The sequence below is a fragment of the Bradyrhizobium sp. HKCCYLS2038 genome (assembly GCF_051167655.1).
In the GTDB taxonomy this organism is placed as follows: domain Bacteria; phylum Pseudomonadota; class Alphaproteobacteria; order Rhizobiales; family Xanthobacteraceae; genus Bradyrhizobium.
This window is the reverse complement of record NZ_JBNPTM010000005.1, coordinates 350,254-365,900: the sequence shown is the minus strand read 5'-3', so window position 1 is coordinate 365,900 and position 15,647 is coordinate 350,254. Positions and strand designations below refer to the sequence as shown.

14 protein-coding genes are annotated in these 15,647 nt (G+C 65.5%); 5 read left to right on the top strand and 9 right to left on the bottom strand.

Annotated features, from left to right (window positions below; translation table 11 throughout):
• Nucleotides 1–245: 245 nt before the first annotated feature.
• From ACQR1I_RS23570 to ACQR1I_RS23535, 8 genes are all read right to left on the bottom strand, one after another.
• Nucleotides 246–1,718, bottom strand: a complete 1,473-nt coding sequence (locus ACQR1I_RS23570) for an ABC transporter substrate-binding protein (RefSeq protein ID WP_434868452.1) — start codon at nucleotides 1,716–1,718, stop codon at nucleotides 246–248.
• Between the two features lie 124 nt (nucleotides 1,719–1,842).
• Nucleotides 1,843–2,553 (bottom strand): DUF1028 domain-containing protein, encoded by a 711-nt coding sequence (locus tag ACQR1I_RS23565; protein WP_434868225.1) that lies wholly within the window; start codon nucleotides 2,551–2,553, stop codon nucleotides 1,843–1,845.
• Between the two features lie 14 nt (nucleotides 2,554–2,567).
• Nucleotides 2,568–4,370 (bottom strand): gamma-glutamyltransferase family protein, encoded by a 1,803-nt coding sequence (locus tag ACQR1I_RS23560; RefSeq protein ID WP_434868226.1) that lies wholly within the window; start codon nucleotides 4,368–4,370, stop codon nucleotides 2,568–2,570.
• 140 nt (nucleotides 4,371–4,510) lie between these two features.
• Nucleotides 4,511–5,518: an ABC transporter ATP-binding protein gene (locus tag ACQR1I_RS23555; protein ID WP_434868227.1), complete on the bottom strand. Its 1,008-nt coding sequence runs from the start codon at nucleotides 5,516–5,518 to the stop codon at nucleotides 4,511–4,513.
• Nucleotides 5,515–6,498: an ABC transporter ATP-binding protein gene (locus ACQR1I_RS23550; RefSeq protein ID WP_434868228.1), complete on the bottom strand. Its 984-nt coding sequence runs from the start codon at nucleotides 6,496–6,498 to the stop codon at nucleotides 5,515–5,517. The genes ACQR1I_RS23555 and ACQR1I_RS23550 overlap by 4 nt, the downstream gene beginning before the upstream one ends.
• 31 nt (nucleotides 6,499–6,529) lie before the next feature.
• Entirely contained in the window at nucleotides 6,530–7,498 is a 969-nt protein-coding gene (locus ACQR1I_RS23545) for an ABC transporter permease (protein WP_434868229.1), read from the bottom strand.
• A gap of 2 nt (nucleotides 7,499–7,500) precedes the next feature.
• On the bottom strand, nucleotides 7,501–8,481 hold the full coding sequence (locus ACQR1I_RS23540; RefSeq protein WP_434868230.1) for an ABC transporter permease: 981 nt from the start codon (nucleotides 8,479–8,481) through the stop codon (nucleotides 7,501–7,503).
• A gap of 104 nt (nucleotides 8,482–8,585) precedes the next feature.
• Nucleotides 8,586–10,184, bottom strand: a complete 1,599-nt coding sequence (locus ACQR1I_RS23535; RefSeq protein WP_434868231.1) for an ABC transporter substrate-binding protein — start codon at nucleotides 10,182–10,184, stop codon at nucleotides 8,586–8,588.
• Between the two features lie 526 nt (nucleotides 10,185–10,710).
• Here ACQR1I_RS23535 and ACQR1I_RS23530 point away from each other — a divergent pair.
• Nucleotides 10,711–10,971, top strand: a complete 261-nt coding sequence (locus ACQR1I_RS23530; RefSeq protein WP_015668166.1) for a DUF6489 family protein — start codon at nucleotides 10,711–10,713, stop codon at nucleotides 10,969–10,971.
• A gap of 199 nt (nucleotides 10,972–11,170) precedes the next feature.
• On the opposite strand, the gene ACQR1I_RS23525 is transcribed toward ACQR1I_RS23530, so the two are convergent.
• On the bottom strand, nucleotides 11,171–12,091 hold the full coding sequence (locus ACQR1I_RS23525) for an alpha/beta fold hydrolase (RefSeq protein WP_434868232.1): 921 nt from the start codon (nucleotides 12,089–12,091) through the stop codon (nucleotides 11,171–11,173).
• Nucleotides 12,092–12,237: 146 nt separating this feature from the next.
• On the opposite strand from ACQR1I_RS23525, the gene ACQR1I_RS23520 reads away from it, so the two are divergent.
• From ACQR1I_RS23520 to paaA, 4 genes are all read left to right on the top strand, one after another.
• The gene (locus ACQR1I_RS23520; protein WP_434868233.1) at nucleotides 12,238–12,972 is read left to right on the top strand and encodes a hypothetical protein; all 735 of its coding nucleotides are present in this window, start codon (nucleotides 12,238–12,240) and stop codon (nucleotides 12,970–12,972) included.
• A gap of 146 nt (nucleotides 12,973–13,118) precedes the next feature.
• On the top strand, nucleotides 13,119–13,595 hold the full coding sequence (locus ACQR1I_RS23515; protein WP_434868234.1) for a phasin: 477 nt from the start codon (nucleotides 13,119–13,121) through the stop codon (nucleotides 13,593–13,595).
• A gap of 93 nt (nucleotides 13,596–13,688) precedes the next feature.
• Nucleotides 13,689–14,570, top strand: coding sequence for a phenylacetic acid degradation operon negative regulatory protein PaaX (paaX, locus tag ACQR1I_RS23510; protein WP_434868235.1), 882 nt, complete (start codon nucleotides 13,689–13,691; stop codon nucleotides 14,568–14,570).
• Nucleotides 14,571–14,648: 78 nt separating this feature from the next.
• A complete protein-coding gene (gene paaA, locus ACQR1I_RS23505; RefSeq protein WP_434868236.1) occupies nucleotides 14,649–15,638 on the top strand; it encodes a 1,2-phenylacetyl-CoA epoxidase subunit PaaA in 990 nt (329 codons plus the stop codon).
• Nucleotides 15,639–15,647 lie beyond the last annotated feature (9 nt).

Below are 15,647 nucleotides of genomic sequence, written 5' to 3'. Positions count from 1 at the left end.
CCGAACGACGTGGATGGCCGGGACAAGCCCGGCCATGACGACCTGGGAACAGACGAGCCCATAACTCTGTTCGTCGCATGCGATTGATCTGTCGCTCCTGCGGGCTTGGCACGGAAGGACGTGCCCCACCGGAGATCGGAGTGCGTGGCACCCCCCACCCCAACCCTCCCCCGCAAGGGGGGAGGGAGCGGACCGGCCGCTGAGTGCCGACATCGCGTCCCAACGGCCAGTGGCCACGAGGCCACTCACTTCAGCTTCAGGCCGACCACGCGGACCAGGCCGTCCGGCATCTGCTTGTAGCCCTCCAGCTTCCTGGTGTGCGCGATCAGGATACGGCGGTGGTAGATGTAGAGGATCGGCTCTTCCTCGATTTCGAGTTTGGTGAGCTTCTCGTACAGCGCTTTGCGCTGCGCCATGTCGGTGACAAGGCGCGCGTCGTCGAGCGCCTTATCGGCTTCCGGATTCTCCCAGACGCTGTAGTTTTGCGGCGCGTTCTTTTTCATGAAGACGAAGCTGTTGCCGTCGGGGTCGATGCGCCCGCTCCAGGCCAGCATGTAGGCCTGGTAGTCGCCGGCTTCGGCCTGCTTCAGCGAGGTCGCGAACTCGGTCACCCGGATCTTCAGGTCGAAGCCGGCCTCGGCGGCCATCGACTGCACCACCTGGGCGACTGCTTCGGTCTCCGCGCCCTTCGGCACCATGAAGTCGACCGCGACCGGCGGCGTCACGCCGGCTTCCTTCAGCAGCGCCTTGGCCTTCTCGACATCGCGGGCGCGGATCGGGAATGCTTTCTGATAGTACGGATGCGAGGGATTGACCCACTGGTTGCCCGGCATGAACTCGCCGTTGAAGACCACCTGGTTGAGCGCCTCGCGATCGATCGAGAGATCGAGCGCCTGGCGCACCTTGGCCGACTGGCTGAGCGGGCCCTTGGCCTTGTCCTTGCCGATGTTCAGCGTGATGCCCTGGTAGCCGAGCTCGATGGCGGTCGACAGCGCGAGCTTGGAATCGGAGCGCACGTCCTTGATGTCGGTGGCGAGCACGCGCTCGATCAGGTCGAGCCCGCCGGATTTCAGGTTGGCGAGCCGCACCGTGGCGTCGACGATCGGCTGGTAGACGATCTTGTCGATGAAGACGTTGTCCTTGTTCCAGTAGTCGGCGAACTTCTCGAACACGATGCGGTCCTGCTGGACACGCTCGACGAATTTGTAGGGGCCGGCGCAGACCGGGCGCAGGCCGAACTTGTCGCCGGCCTCCTTGGCGGCCTTCGGCGACACCATCATGCCGGCCCGATCGGTGAGCTGGGCGATCAGCGGCGAGAACGGTGCTTTCAGCACCAGCTTGATGGCGAGGGGATCGACGACGTCGACGTGATCGACCGAGGCAAGCTCGGGCTTGCGGAACGAGCCGGGGAAGGTGAGGTGGCGGTCGAGCGAGAACTTCGCGGCTTCGGCGTCGAACGGCTCGCCGTCGTGAAACTTCACGCCGGGCCGCAGCTTGATCGTGACCTCCTTGCCGTCAGCGGAGGTCTCGTGCGACAGCGCCAGTTGCGGCACGATGTTCAGCTTCTCGTCGATGTCGAACAGCTTGTCGCAGGTTGCGGCAAAGACGATGCGGCCGACATAGGTGCGGGCCATCGTCGGATCGAGGACGTCGGGATCCTCGGCAAGGCCGATGCGCAACGTGGTCTGCGCCTGGGCGGCCATCCCGCAGGAGGCCATGACGACGGCCGCGACCGCGGCCAGGCACCAGTTCTTCCTCAGCATCCGAAGTCCCCTACGTAAATGCAGCCTGCGTTATTGCACTATTGGTACCAACCCCGCTGAACGGCGGTCCTTCCGCGGGTCATGTCTGGTTCGCGAGCGCCGCGGCGATGCCGGCATCGATGGTCGCGCGGTCGGTCACTCCTGCGGGATTGTCGCGCGTCGGCATGAACTGGCGGAACACCGCCCAATGCCTGCGGCTCACGCCCTCCAGGCGTTCGAGTTCGACGAGCGGATCTGGGTGATCGTCGACGCGGAGATCGAGCTCGGACCACTCCTCCTTGCCGTGAATGAGCATGGCGGCGGACTGCTTGCCGCGCTTATCCCCGCCGGCGGCCTCGCCGGCCTTCATCGCCGCGATCAGGCGCTGGGCGAGGGGCAGAGACTGATGCGCGAGATACGCGTTGGCCGTTTCGTTCAGCACCTGTGGGCCGGCCAGCATGTTGCCGGCGATTGAGAAGCCCTGGCCTTCGAGATGGCCGCACCAGTCGATGCAGTCGCGGCCGGTATGCGCCGCGATCTGGCCGTTGTGATCGAGGATATGGATCTGCCGGCTCTCGCGGCCGGGGTCGGCCGAGATCAGGAGCTGCACGATCTCGTGCGGGTGCCGGCCATCGCGCAGCAGCGTCGCGCCGTCGATGCCGTAATATGGATTGACCAGCGCCTGGGTGGCGATGCCGCCTTGCCCGGCCACGATGTGCGGCACGCGGGCGCCGACGGCGAAGAAGCGCGTGGCGACGGCGATGCCGATCTGGCCGGTGAGATCGTCCTTGGCAATGATCGACCAGGTCATCGGCGTCTGCTCTCCTATCGTCCGGCGGCGTAGCCCTGCATGCCCCGCGGATTGGCGGCGGCGCGGCGGCGGCGGCCGATGCGCGAGGCCGCGGTGAGGCGGCCCTCCGACCAGTCGGGGCCGACCTCGACGACATGGCCCCGGCGGCGCAGCTCCTCGATCGTGGCCTTGGGCACGCGACCCTCGACCACGAGCACGCCGGGGCGTGCGGTGCGCGGCCAGAACGAGATCGGGAAGTGCTCGGAGTGCCAGGCCGGCGCGTCGATCGATTCCTGCAAATTCATGCCGGCATGGACGTGGCGCAGGAAGAACTGCGTGTTCCACTGGTCCTGCTGGTCGCCACCGGGCGAGCCCCAGGCGACGTAGGGCTCGCCATCGCGCAGCGCCATGGTCGGCGACAGCGTCGTGCGCGGCCGCTTGCCGGGCACCAGCGCCGCCGGATGATCCTCCTCGAGCCAGAACATCTGCGCGCGGGTGCCGAGGCAGAAACCCAATTCGGGAATGACGGGCGAGGATTGCAGCCAGCCGCCGGAGGGCGTCGCCGAGATCATGTTGCCGTCACGGTCGATGATGTCAAAATGCACGGTGTCGCCGCGCACCTCGCCAAAGCGGCCGACGGTCGGCTCGCCCGAGCCCATCGCGCCGACGGCCTCGCGGTGGCCCGTCGCCTCGCGCAGCTTCACCTTGGCGCCGTAGCCGTCGAGCGTGCCGGGACGCAGCTCGAGCGAGGCCTTGTCCGTGATCAGCTTGCGGCGCTCGTCGTTGTAGGCGTCGGACAGCAATGTTTGGATCGGGATGTCGGCAAACTTCGGATCGCCGTAGAACGCCTCGCGATCGGCGAAGGCGAGCTTGGCGGCCTCGATCTGCCAATGGATGAAGTCGGGCCCGGTCGGGTCGAGGCCGTCGAGCGCAAAGCCCTTGAGCAGGGCGAGCTGCTGCAGCAGCACCGGGCCCTGGCTCCAGACGCCGGCCTTGCACACGGTATAGCGGCCGTACTCATAAGTCAGCGGCGCCTCGATGGTCGGCTGCCAGCGCGCCATGTCGTCGGCTGAGAGCACGCCCTTGTGGCGCGCACCCGAGACGTCCATCACCTCCTGCGTCCGGCAGAACCGGTCGATCGCCTCGGCGACGAAGCCCCGCGACCACGCCTTGCGGGCGCGCTCGATCTGCGCGTCGCGATTCTCCCCAGCGCTCTCGGCTTCGCTCAGGATGCGCGCGTACGTCTCGGCGAGCTTGGGGTTGGTGAACAGCGTGCCGGGACGCGGCACCTCGCCGTTCGGCAGATAGAGCGCGGCAGAGGTCGGCCAATGCGTCTTGAACAGCTGCTCGACGGTCTGGATCGTCGCCGAGACGCGCTCGACCAGCGGATAGCCGTCGCGCGCGTAGGCGATCGCCGGCTCCAGCACGTCGCGCAGCCGCATCGTGCCGTAGTCGCGCAGCAGCAGCATCCAGGACTCGAACGTGCCGGGGACGCAGGCGGCGAGCAGTCCGGTGCCGGGCACCATCTCCAGGCCTTCGCGCTTATAGTGCGCAATGGTTGCGCCTGCCGGCGCGGGGCCTTGGCCGCAGATCACCTCGGTGCGTCCGCGCTTGACGTCGTGCACGATGATCGGCACGTCGCCGCCGGGGCCGTTCAGGTGCGGCTCGACCACCTGCAAGGTGAAGGCGGCCGCGACGCCAGCGTCGAAGGCGTTGCCGCCGCGCTCCAGCATCGCCATGCCGACGGCAGTGGCGATCCAGTGCGTCGAGGTGACGACGCCAAACGTGCCTTCGATCTCTGGGCGGGTCGTGAAGGGATCGGGATTGACGAAGCTCATGGCGCCCTTTGGTCGGTGTAATTAGTCGCCGTCATTGCGAGCGATAGCGAAGCAATCCAGGGCCCAGGTTGACGCCCCTGGATTGCTTCGTCGCTTCGCTCCTCGCAATGACGACCTCATTCAAATTCCGTCGTGTTGCTTCACGCCACCGATGCCGTCGGAACGGCCGTCGTGGCCGGCTGGTTCACCGCATGACACGCCACGCCGCCGATCAGCTCCGGCGATTGCTGCCGACACAGATCGAACGCCAGCGGGCAGCGCGGGTTGAAGGTGCATCCCGATGGCGGATTGATTGGGTTCGGAATCTCGCCCTTGACCGGAATGCGCTGGCGGCCGGACATCGACAGGTCCGGTACCGCGCCGAGCAGCATCTTGGTGTAGGGCATGCGCGGATCGTTGAAGAGTGCGCGTCCATCCGCGATCTCGACGATGCGGCCGAGATACATCACGCCGATCCGGCTCGCCATGTGGCGCACGACTGCGAGATTGTGGCTGATGAACAGATAGGTCAGGCCGAACTTGTCCTGCAGATCGCGCATCAGATTGAGGATCTGCGCCTGCACGGAGACGTCGAGAGCCGAGGTCGGCTCGTCGCAGACGATGAACTCGGCCTCGGACGCCAGCGCGCGCGCGATCGCGATGCGCTGGCGCTGGCCGCCGGAGAATTCGTGCGGAAACTTCTGACCGTCATCCGGATGCAGGCCGACCAGCGTCAGCAACTCGCCGACGCGGTCCCTGATCTGGCGCTCGCCCTCGATGATGTTGAATGCGCGGATCGGCTCGGCGATGATGGAGTCGACGCGGAAGCGCGGGTTGAGGCTGGCGTAGGGATCCTGGAACACCATCTGGATGCGCCGGCGCAGCTTGCGCCGCACCTGTGCCTGACGCGCTTCGCTCATCGACACGCCATCGATGATGACCTCGCCGGAGGTTGGTGCCAGCAGCCCGACCACCATGCGCGCGACCGTCGTCTTGCCGGAGCCGGACTCGCCGACCAGGGCAAACGTCTCGCCCTTCCTGATGCCGAAACTGACGCCGTCGACCGCTTTCAGGAATTCCTGCGGCTGACGTTCGATCACGCGGTTGAGCCAGGGTTTGGAGACGTCGAACACCCGGCGCAGATTCTTGACCTCGACGAAATCGCTCATGCCGCGGTCTCCGTCGCGCGATCATACAGATGACAGGCGACCGCCTGCGTGCCCTGCCGCAGCGGCTCCGGCCGGTCGATGCGGCAGCGCTCGAAGGCGGCGCCGCAGCGCGGATTGAACGAGCAGCCCGCGGGGATCGCCGACAGCCGCGGCATCGCGCCGGGGATCTGCACCAGGCGGCTCTCCTCGCCGGCCAGCGTCGGGATCGCGCCCATCAGGCCTTTGGCGTAGGGATGCAGCGGGTTTTTGATGACCTCCTGCACCGGGCCGATCTCGGCGACGCGGCCGGCATACATCACGGCGACGCGGTCGCAGGTCTCGGCGATCACGCCCATGTCGTGGGTCACCAGCATCACGGCAGTGCCATGATCGCGGCCGAGCCGCTTGATCAGCGAGATGATCTGGGCCTGCACGGAGACGTCGAGCGCGGTGGTCGGCTCGTCGGCGATGATCAGCTCCGGCTCGGCGCACAGCGCGAGCGCGATCACGACGCGCTGGCGCATGCCGCCGGAGAATTCATGCGGATAGCCGTCGATGCGCTTCTCCGGCGCTGATATGCCGACCTCGGCGAGCAGGTCGATGGCGCGCTTGCGCGCCTGCTGGTCGGTAAGGCTGGTATGGGTCTTGATGGTCTCGATGATCTGGTCGCCGACGCGATACAGCGGATTGAGCGAGGTCAGCGGATCCTGGAAGATCATGCCGATGCGCTTGCCGCGCACCTTGCGCATCTCCTCCGGCGGCAGATTGTCGATGCGCCGGCCGGACAGCAGGATCTCGCCGCCGGAGATGCGGCCGGGCGGATCGATCAGCCCGATCACGGCGAGGCCGGTGACGGACTTGCCGGCGCCGGATTCGCCGACGACGCCGAGCACCTCGCCCTTGGCGATGTCCCAGGAGACGCCGTCGATCGCGCGCAGGGTGCCGCGCCTGGTCTCGAATTCGACCTGCAGATTGCGCACGGACAGAACGGGGGCGGTCATGAGGTCAGGCCTTCGCAACTCTGAACGGGGATCATCGCAGTTTCGGGTTGAGCGCGTCGCGCAGCCAATCGCCGAGCAGGTTGATGGCCAGGATCAGTCCGGCCAGCGCAATGCCGGGAAAGGCCACGATCCACCATTCGCCGGCGAACAGATAGTTGTTGCCGATCCGGATCAGGGTGCCGAGCGAGGGCATCGTCTCCGGCATGCCGGAACCGAGGAACGACAAGGTCGCCTCGGTGAGCACCGCGAGCGCCAGGTTGATGGTGGCGATCACCAGCACCGGTCCGGTCGTGTTGGGCAGCACGTGGCGCAGCATGATGACCGGCGCGGGCAGCCCGATCAGCTGCGCGGCGGCGACATAGTCCTTGTTCTTCTCGACCATGACCGAGCTGCGCACGGTCCGCGCATATTGCACCCAGAAGGACAGGCCGATGGCGAGCACCAGGACGCCGAGCATGCTCAGCCATTCCAGATGATTGCCGGACACCGACTTGGCGATGCCGTTCACGAGCAGGGCAATCAGGATCGGCGGGAACGTCAGCTGCACGTCGGCGATGCGCATGATCACGGTATCGACGCGGCCGCCGAAATAGCCGGCGATCAGCCCCAGTGCGATGCCGAGCGCGCCGGAGAAGACGACGCCGAGAATGCCGACCAGCAGCGAGATCCGCAGGCCATAGAGGATGGCGGAGAGCACGTCGCGGCCCTGCTCGTCGGTGCCGAGCAGGAACGGGCTCTGCCCGTCGGCCGTCCACAGCGGCGCGATGCGGGAATTGAGGAGCTGCAGCTGCGCGGGATCGAACGGGTTCTGTGGCGACAGCAGCGGCGCGAAGATCGCGAGCAGGAAGAACAGCAGCGTGACGACGGCTGCCACGACCGTCAGCCTGGAGCGGCGGAACGAGTAGAACAGGTCGCTCGCGAGCGCGCGCTTGAGCCAGCCGTCGGCGGCCGCGCGCGGCGCTGGGGCGGGAGTGGGATGGGGAAGGGCTGCGTCGCTCATGCTCAGGCCGGACGGCTGATGGTCGTGCGCAGGCGCGGATCGACCACGGTGTAGAGGATATCAACCACGAGATTGATGGTGACGAAGATCAGCGACACCATCATCAGGTAGGCCGCCATGATCGGGATGTCGACGTTCTGCACCGCCTGCACGAACAACAGGCCCATGCCCGGCCATTGGAACACCTGCTCCGTGATGATCGAGAACGCGATGACGGAGCCGAACTGCAGGCCGACGACGGTGATGACCGGAACCAGCGTGTTGCGCAGCGCGTGGCCGAAATGAATGGCGCGGGTGGTCAAGCCCCGCGCGCGGGCGAAGCGGATGTAGTCGGTGCGCAGCACCTCAAGCATCTCGGCGCGGACCAGGCGCATGATCAAGGTCATCTGGAACAGGCCGAGCGTGATCGAGGGCATGATCAGCGCCTTCCAACCGGAGACGGTGAATAGTCCTGATGTCCACCAGCCCAGCCTCACGGTGTCGCCGCGTCCGAACGAGGGCAACCAACCCAGGGTGACCGAGAACAGGTAGATAAGCAGAATGCCGATCAGGAAGGTCGGCAGCGAAATGCCGATCAGCGACACCATCTGGAACAGCTTGGCGAGGAACGAGTCGCGGCGGAGCGCAGAAAATACGCCCATCAGGATGCCGAAGACCAGCGCCAGGATGGTGGCGCAGATTGCGAGCTCCAGGGTCGCAGGCATCCGCTCCTTGAGCAGATCGGAGACCGGCTGCCGGAACTGATAGGACACGCCGAACTTGAATTGCGCAGCGTCGAGCAGATAGTGGCCGAACTGCACGATGAACGGATCGTCCAGGCCCAGCGATTGACGGACTTGGGCGCGCTCCGCAGCCGTGGCATCGATGGGCACGATCTGGCTGACCGGATCGCCGGCAAAGCGGAACATGGCGAAGGCGATGATTCCGACGGCGATCATCACGCCGATGGCCTGGATTGCTCGGCGAAGCGCGAAGGCGAGCATCTGATCCTTTCAGCTCTTCAAGCTGCGGCGCGTAGCACCTGCCGCGGGAAATGAAAAGTCCCGAAAAGCAGTTCTGCTTTCCGGGACTCGACGTCGTGTGTGGACTACTCGGTCTTGGTCGCCAGATACAGCATCACCTGGTTGTCGGCGCGCAGCGGGATCTTCACCTTCTTGGAGACGCCCCAGGCGACGGCCTGCTGGTGCAGCGGGATGTAGCCATAGTCCTTGATGCCGATCTCGAACGCCTGCTTGATCAGCTGATCGCGCTTGGCGGTATCGGTCTCGACCAGCACCTTGTCGGTGAGCGCGTCGAGCTCCTTGTTGCAGTAGTTGCCGAGATTGGCCTCGCCCCGGGTCGCGTCCTTGGGGTCGTCACGGCAGCCCATGATGTCATGCAGCACGTTGTGCGCGTCCCCCGACGACGGCGTCCAGCCGAGCAGGAAGAACGACGTGTTGTAGCCGCCCGGCTTCAGCACCTTGGCGAAATACTGCGCCTTGGGCTGGGCATTCAGGTTCACCTTGACGCCGACGCGGGCCAGCATGCCGACCACGGCCTGACAGATCGCGGCATCGTTGACGTAGCGGTCGTTCGGGCAATCCATCCCGACCTCGAAGCCGTCGGGATAGCCGGCCTCGGTCAGCAGCTTCTTGGCCGCATCCGGATCGTATTTCGGCCGCGTGAAGTCCTTCGACAGCGGGAACAGCTCCGGCGCGATCATCAGCGCCGACGGCGTCGACAGGCCGCGCATGACGCGCGTCTTGATCAGCTCGACGTCGATCGCCTTGTAGAAGGCCTCGCGGACGCGGACGTCCTTGAACGGGTTCTTGCCCTTGACGCTGGAGGAGACCAGTTCGTCGCGCGACTGGTCCATGCCGAGGAAGATCGTGCGCAGCTCGGGTCCCTTGAGGACCTGGGCATTCGGGCTGGAATCGACACGGCCGATGTCCTGCACCGGAACCGGCTCGATCAGGTCGACCTCGCCGGAGAGCAGCGCCGCAACGCGCGTCGCGTCGGAGCCAATCGTGGTGAACACGATCTCCTTGATGTTGTGCTCGGGCTTGCGCCACCAGTTCGGATTGACCTTGAAGACGGTCTTCACGCCGGGCTGATGGCTCTCGATGATGAAGGGGCCGGTGCCGTTCTCATGCAGGGCCGCGTAGCTCGGTGTAGTTGCCGAGACCGGCGTCGGCGCGACGGAGTTGTTCTCCTCGGCCCACTTCTTGTCCATGATGTACCACGAATCCCACTGCGAGATCAGGATGGGATTGGGCGCATCGAGCTTCACGTCGACCGTGTAGTCGTCGATCTTGATGAACTTCGCGTCGGGCGGAACGTTCGACAGGAAGTTGGAGCCGGTGGCGCGGACGCGGTAGGCAGAGAAGAGCACGTCGTCGGCGGTGAAGGGATCGCCATTGTGGAATTTGACGCCCTTGCGCAGATGGAAGCGCCAGCGCGTCGGCTCCGGTGTCTCCCAACTCTCGGCCAGCGCAGGGATGATCTTCAGATCCTTGTCGCGTGCCGTCAGGCCTTCATACACGTGGGCATGATGCGCGATCGTGGTCGATTCCTTGAACGTATAGGGATCGAGGGATTTGAGGGTTCCTTGGTTGGCGTAGCGCAGGGTCTGGGCCGAAGCCGGCAGACCCGCAAGGCCGACGAGGATCGCGGCCGCCGCAGCGAGCAGGGATTTGCGTCCCGACATATGTTCAAAATCTCCGCGTTTGACGCTTGTTTTCTCGGCAGGCGCGGATTGCGATCCGGCCTGCATGCTTCGAAGTTCGTGATGTCTGCAGCGCCTCTTGCACGAACTTCAAGAAGCAACAAGACGCTGGGCGATGTACTTGCAAGTCTGGTGCCGCTCGGTAGGAACTGCTTCCCAGGGCTGCGCCTGGCGGCGCCGTTGGACCTGCGGCACGTCGAGTGTCAGCATGTTGCCAGAGTTGGGCAGCGGCGCACAAGTCCGGTTTGTTTAAGCCTAAACGATAAGGTTAGCCGCGAACCGACGCGTGCAGCGCACGCGAAGCTGCGCCTGGAGCCATCGAGCAGGGGGCGCGGCGGATTGACCATGTCCCAGGAATTGCGCGGTTGCAGCAAAGCGCCGCTTGCTAGAGAGGGCCCGGCGCGGTGATACTGCTCCCGCTCGCCGCCATGGCCGGGGCCGTCTCCCGCGACACGGGAAACGGATCTAGGCGCCGGAGGTCGAGAGATACGAACAGTGCGGAGCGGCCATGAAAGTCAATATCGAGATCGATTGCACACCGCTCGAGGCGCGGCAGTTTTTCGGACTTCCGGATGTCGGCCCGATGCAGTCCGCCGTGATGGACAGGCTTCAGCACCAGATGACCAGCAACATCGACAAGCTGACGCCCGAGGCGATCATGCAGAGCTGGTTCACGTTCGATCCGCGGCTGGCCGAGCGGTTTCAGGATATGATGCTGACGATGACGGGGCTCGGCGGCAGCCGCTCCAGCGACAAGAAGTCGGCCTGAGCTGCTTCCACTGGATTTTAAGAGATCCTCGCGACGGCAGCCGCCGTCGCGTTCGTCGCGCCCGAGCCGGCGGCCCTGATGGCTGAAGTGACCGCGGCCGCGGCGCGTCGCAATCACGAGAGCTGATTGTTATCGATCCCGGCGTCGGCCGGAACGGCAGCTCGTTCCAGAGCGGCAGCGGTGGCTATTGGTTGCCGTCCTAAGCTGCCTGCGCGTTCGCGCCATGGGCGTGGTCGGCGATGGCGCCGATGATCTGCGGCCAGGTCGGAATCGGGATGGCGTGGCCCATGCCCTCGATCATCAACAGCTTGGCGTTCGGAATCGATTCCGCGGTGTCCTTGCCGGCGGCCGGAAGCACCAGCGGATCGACGGTGCCGTGGATCACCAGCGTCGGCGCGGTCACCAAATGCAGCCGCGGCTTGCGGCTGCCCGAGGCCAGGATGGCGCGGAGCTGGCGCCCGACACCGGCAGGGTTGAGCCCGCGCGCGAAACAGCGCTCGGCGAGCGCAACGTCGCGCGCCTCGTCCTGCGGGAAGGAGCCGACGCGCAGGGTTTTCCAGGTCGTCTGGAAGCGGCGGATGTATTCGTCCTTGGTGTTCGGCGGCGGCGCCATCAACAGCATCGCGACCTCGCGCTTCGGCGGCGGCAGGCGCGGGTTGCCGGTCGTCGACATGATCGAGGTCAGCGAGCGCACCCGCTGCGGATATGTGATCGCGATCTCCTGCGCGATCATGCCGCCCATCGAGGCCCCCACCAGATGCGCCGACTTGATGTCGAGTGCATCCATCAGGCCGATCGTGTCCTTGGCCATGTCCGAGAGCTTGTAGGGCGCCGCGACCGGGATGTTGAACAAGCGCAGCTTGATCAGCTCGAACGGCGTCAGGCGCTTGCCTCCGTGCAGCTTGCCGGACTGGCCGATGTCGCGGTTGTCGAAACGGATGACGCGGAAGCCGCGCGCCGCCAGCATTTGGCAGAACTCGTCGTCCCAGATGATCATCTGCGCGCCGAGGCCCATGATCAGCAGCAGCGGCGGCGCGGCGGGGTCACCGAACGTCTCGTAGCAGATGTCGATACCGTTGGCGCGCACGAGGTGCTGCGGCTGATGAACGTCTGTGGTCACGGGATCCCCTTCGAAGGCCAACGACCCCCTCTATGGCATGGTTCCGCGGGAGGTGAGAAGTCGGCGCTGATTTTGCTGCATTGCAGCGAGATTGTGCTATGATAGGTTGTATTGAGTCTTTTGTGATGGTCTTAAGGAGCTTGCCGATGGTCAATAAATCCGGCGATCCGATCGCATTCTGGCAGCAGATGGTCGGTGAGATGCAGAAGAGCTTCACGGCCTTCACGCGGCTGCGCCCGATCGGTGCGGCCCGCTCATCCGATGATCCCGCAACTTCTGGAAATGGACAGAAGCCCATGGCCGATCTCATGGAAAACTACTACGCCGGCATGAACGTGCCGAGCCGCGGTCAGCTTACCGCCTTGAACGAGCGGCTTGCCGTGATCGAAGGCGAGCTCGCCGAGACGCGGACGCTGCTGAAGGAGCTGCTCACCGCGACAAAGCTGCCGGCACCGGCGCCGAAGCCGGCCGCCGATCTCGCGCCGCAGTTGAACGAGATCAAAGGCTTGCTCGACAAGCTTGTCGCGGCGTCCAAGAGCGTGCCGGCCCCGGCCGACGTCAGGCCCGAGTTGAACGAGATCAAGGGTTTGCTCGATCGGCTTGTTGCCGCGTCCCAGGCTCCGCAGCCGGAGGCCAAGCCGGCCGTCGACGTCACACCGCAGTTGAGCGAGATCAAGGCCCTGCTCGGCGAAGTGCTGAATGCTGCCAAGGAGCCGCCGCTGGCGCCTGTCGCTTTGGAAGCAGAGCCGGAGCAGTCAGCCGAATCGCCGCCCAAGGAAGCTCTCAAGGCAGCCGAGCTGCCGCGCCAAGGCAAGGCCCGGAACAAGAAGCCGGGCGCGGGCCACGGGTCGCAGGGCGCCGAGACCCGGTCCGGCGGTTAATTGCTACCATCCATCACAAATCTGCAATGATGCATTGCAACATTAATGTTGCAATGCATCATTTGGGCTGCTATAGAGTTAATCACTCCGGTTCATAGCGACGGAGCGAGCCCATAGCTCAGACAACATTGAGGATGGAGACGACCATGAGCAACGACACCAATAACGTGTTCGACACCGTCAAGGACGCCTTTGCGCCGATGACCGACGCGTTCAAGAACCTGCAGACGATGGAAGTTCCGGAATCCGCGCGGGAGTTCGTCAAGAAGACCGCGTCGACCGCCAAGGAGCGCGCTGCGGAGGCCCTGGCCGGCTCCGAGAAGGTGACCTCGGCGATCGAGACCGCCGTGTTCGACGGCGTCACCGAGGCCGGCAAGATCAGCCGCAACATTCAGCAGGCGCTGTACCAGGACACCGAGGCGTTCTTCGACGGCCTGGACAAACTGGCGTCCGCCAAGTCGATCAGCGAAGCCGTCCAGATCCAGGGCGAGCTGGCCCGTGCCCGCGGCGAGGCGCTCGTCGCCCGTGCGAAGTCGACCAGCGAGTATGTTGGCAAGCTCGTCACCGAGGGTGCCAAGGTTGCCCAGCAGAACATGGCCAAGGCCTACAACAAGACCGCCTGATCAAGCTATCAGCGTCAGTCGATCGATCTCCAAGGCCCGCGTCATGCGGGCCTTTTCTTTTGCGGGCAGGCAAAACCGGCTAAAGCGGGCGTCATGCCGCAGCCGCTGTCCCGCATCGTCAGTCAGCTCAAGAGCGAGCCGTCGCGCACGGGATCGCTGATCATCACCGTGTTCGGCGACGCCATCGTGCCGCGCGGCGGCCGCGTCTGGCTCGGCACCTTGCTGACCTTCTTCGACGGGCTCGCGATCGATGGCAGCGTGGTCCGCACGGCGATGTCGCGGCTGACCGCCGAGGGCTGGTTCGAGCGCACCAAGAGCGGCCGCAACAGCTTCTATCGGCTGACCCGGCGCGGCGAGCAGACCTTCGCCGGCGCCACCCGGCACATCTACGATTCGCCGCCCGGGGAATGGAACGGCAGCTTCGAGCTGGTTCTGATCGGCAGCGCCGACGATCGCGAGCAGGCGCGGACCGCGCTGCGCGATGCCGGCTTCGGCAGTCCGCTCCCGGGCGTGTTCGTCGCGCCCTCCAGCATCGCCGTCCCCGACGCGGTGGACGGGGCGATTCGCCTGCAAGCCTCCGCCGGCCCCGACATGGCGCGGCGGCTGGTCGCTGAGAGCTGGGCGCTGGACCGCACGGCAGATGCCTACCGCAAGTTCAGCGCCTCCTTTGCGCCGCTCAAGGCCAGCATCGAACGCGGCGAGATGCTGACCGACGGTCAGGCCTTCACCGCGCGAATCCTGCTGATCCATCATTATCGGCGCATCGTGCTGCGCGATCCCTTGCTGCCGGCCGAGCTGCTGCCGGGGAACTGGCCGGGACGGCAGGCCCGCGCGCTGTGCGGCGAGATCTATCGGTTGCTGCTGCCGGGATCTGAGCGCTGGCTCGATGCCCATGCGACGAATGAGGAGGGGCCGCTGCCGGCGGCCAGTGCGGCGCTGGCGCGGCGTTTCGGCGGCAGGCATGAGGCCTGCTAATATATTACAGAATTCGATTGCACGGATCGAATCTCGTTATATATTGCCGCCAACCAAGTCCTGGGAGGACGCCGCCGCATGTACACGCAGGCGCTTAATTCGCCCGAGGAGGGCAGCCACGCCGAGGACGCCGCGCGCGCCTCGCGTTTTCAGGCCCGTATCGATGCCGAGGAGCGCATCGAACCCAATGACTGGATGCCCGCGGCCTATCGCAAGACGCTGGTCCGGCAGATTTCCCAGCACGCCCATTCCGAAATCGTCGGCATGCTGCCCGAGGGCAACTGGATCACGCGTGCGCCGAGCCTGCGCCGCAAGGCGGCATTGCTCGCCAAGGTCCAGGACGAATGCGGCCATGGCCTCTATCTCTACGCCGCCGCCGAGACGCTCGGCGCCTCGCGCGAGGAGCTGGTCGACGCGATGCTGGCCGGCAAGGCCAAGTACTCATCGATCTTCAACTACCCGACCCTGACCTGGGCGGATATCGGCGTGATCGGCTGGCTGGTCGACGGCGCCGCGATCATGAACCAGATCCCGCTGTGCCGCTGCTCCTACGGTCCCTATGCGCGCGCCATGATCCGCGTCTGCAAGGAGGAATCGTTCCACCAGCGCCAGGGCTACGAGATCATGCTGACCTTGTGCCGTGGCACAGCCGAGCAGAAGGCGATGGCGCAGGATGCGCTGAACCGCTGGTGGTGGCCGGTGCTGATGATGTTCGGCCCGCCCGACCAGGCGAGCCAGCACAGCGACACCTCGACGAAGTGGAAGATCAAGCGCTTCTCGAACGACGAGCTGCGCCAGAAGTTCATCGATGCCACCGTGCCGCAGGCGCAGTATCTCGGCCTGACCATGCCTGATCCCGAGATGACGCAGGATGAGCAGGGCCACTGGCGGCACGGGCCGATCGACTGGAACGAGTTCAAGCAGGTGCTGGCCGGCAACGGCCCGTGCAACCGCGATCGCATGGCCGCGCGCCGCAAGGCGCATGCCGACGGCGCCTGGGTGCGCGAGGCGGTGGCCGCCTATGCCGAGAAGCGCGCGCAGCGCCAGATGGCGCAAGCCGCCGAGTAACAGGGGAAA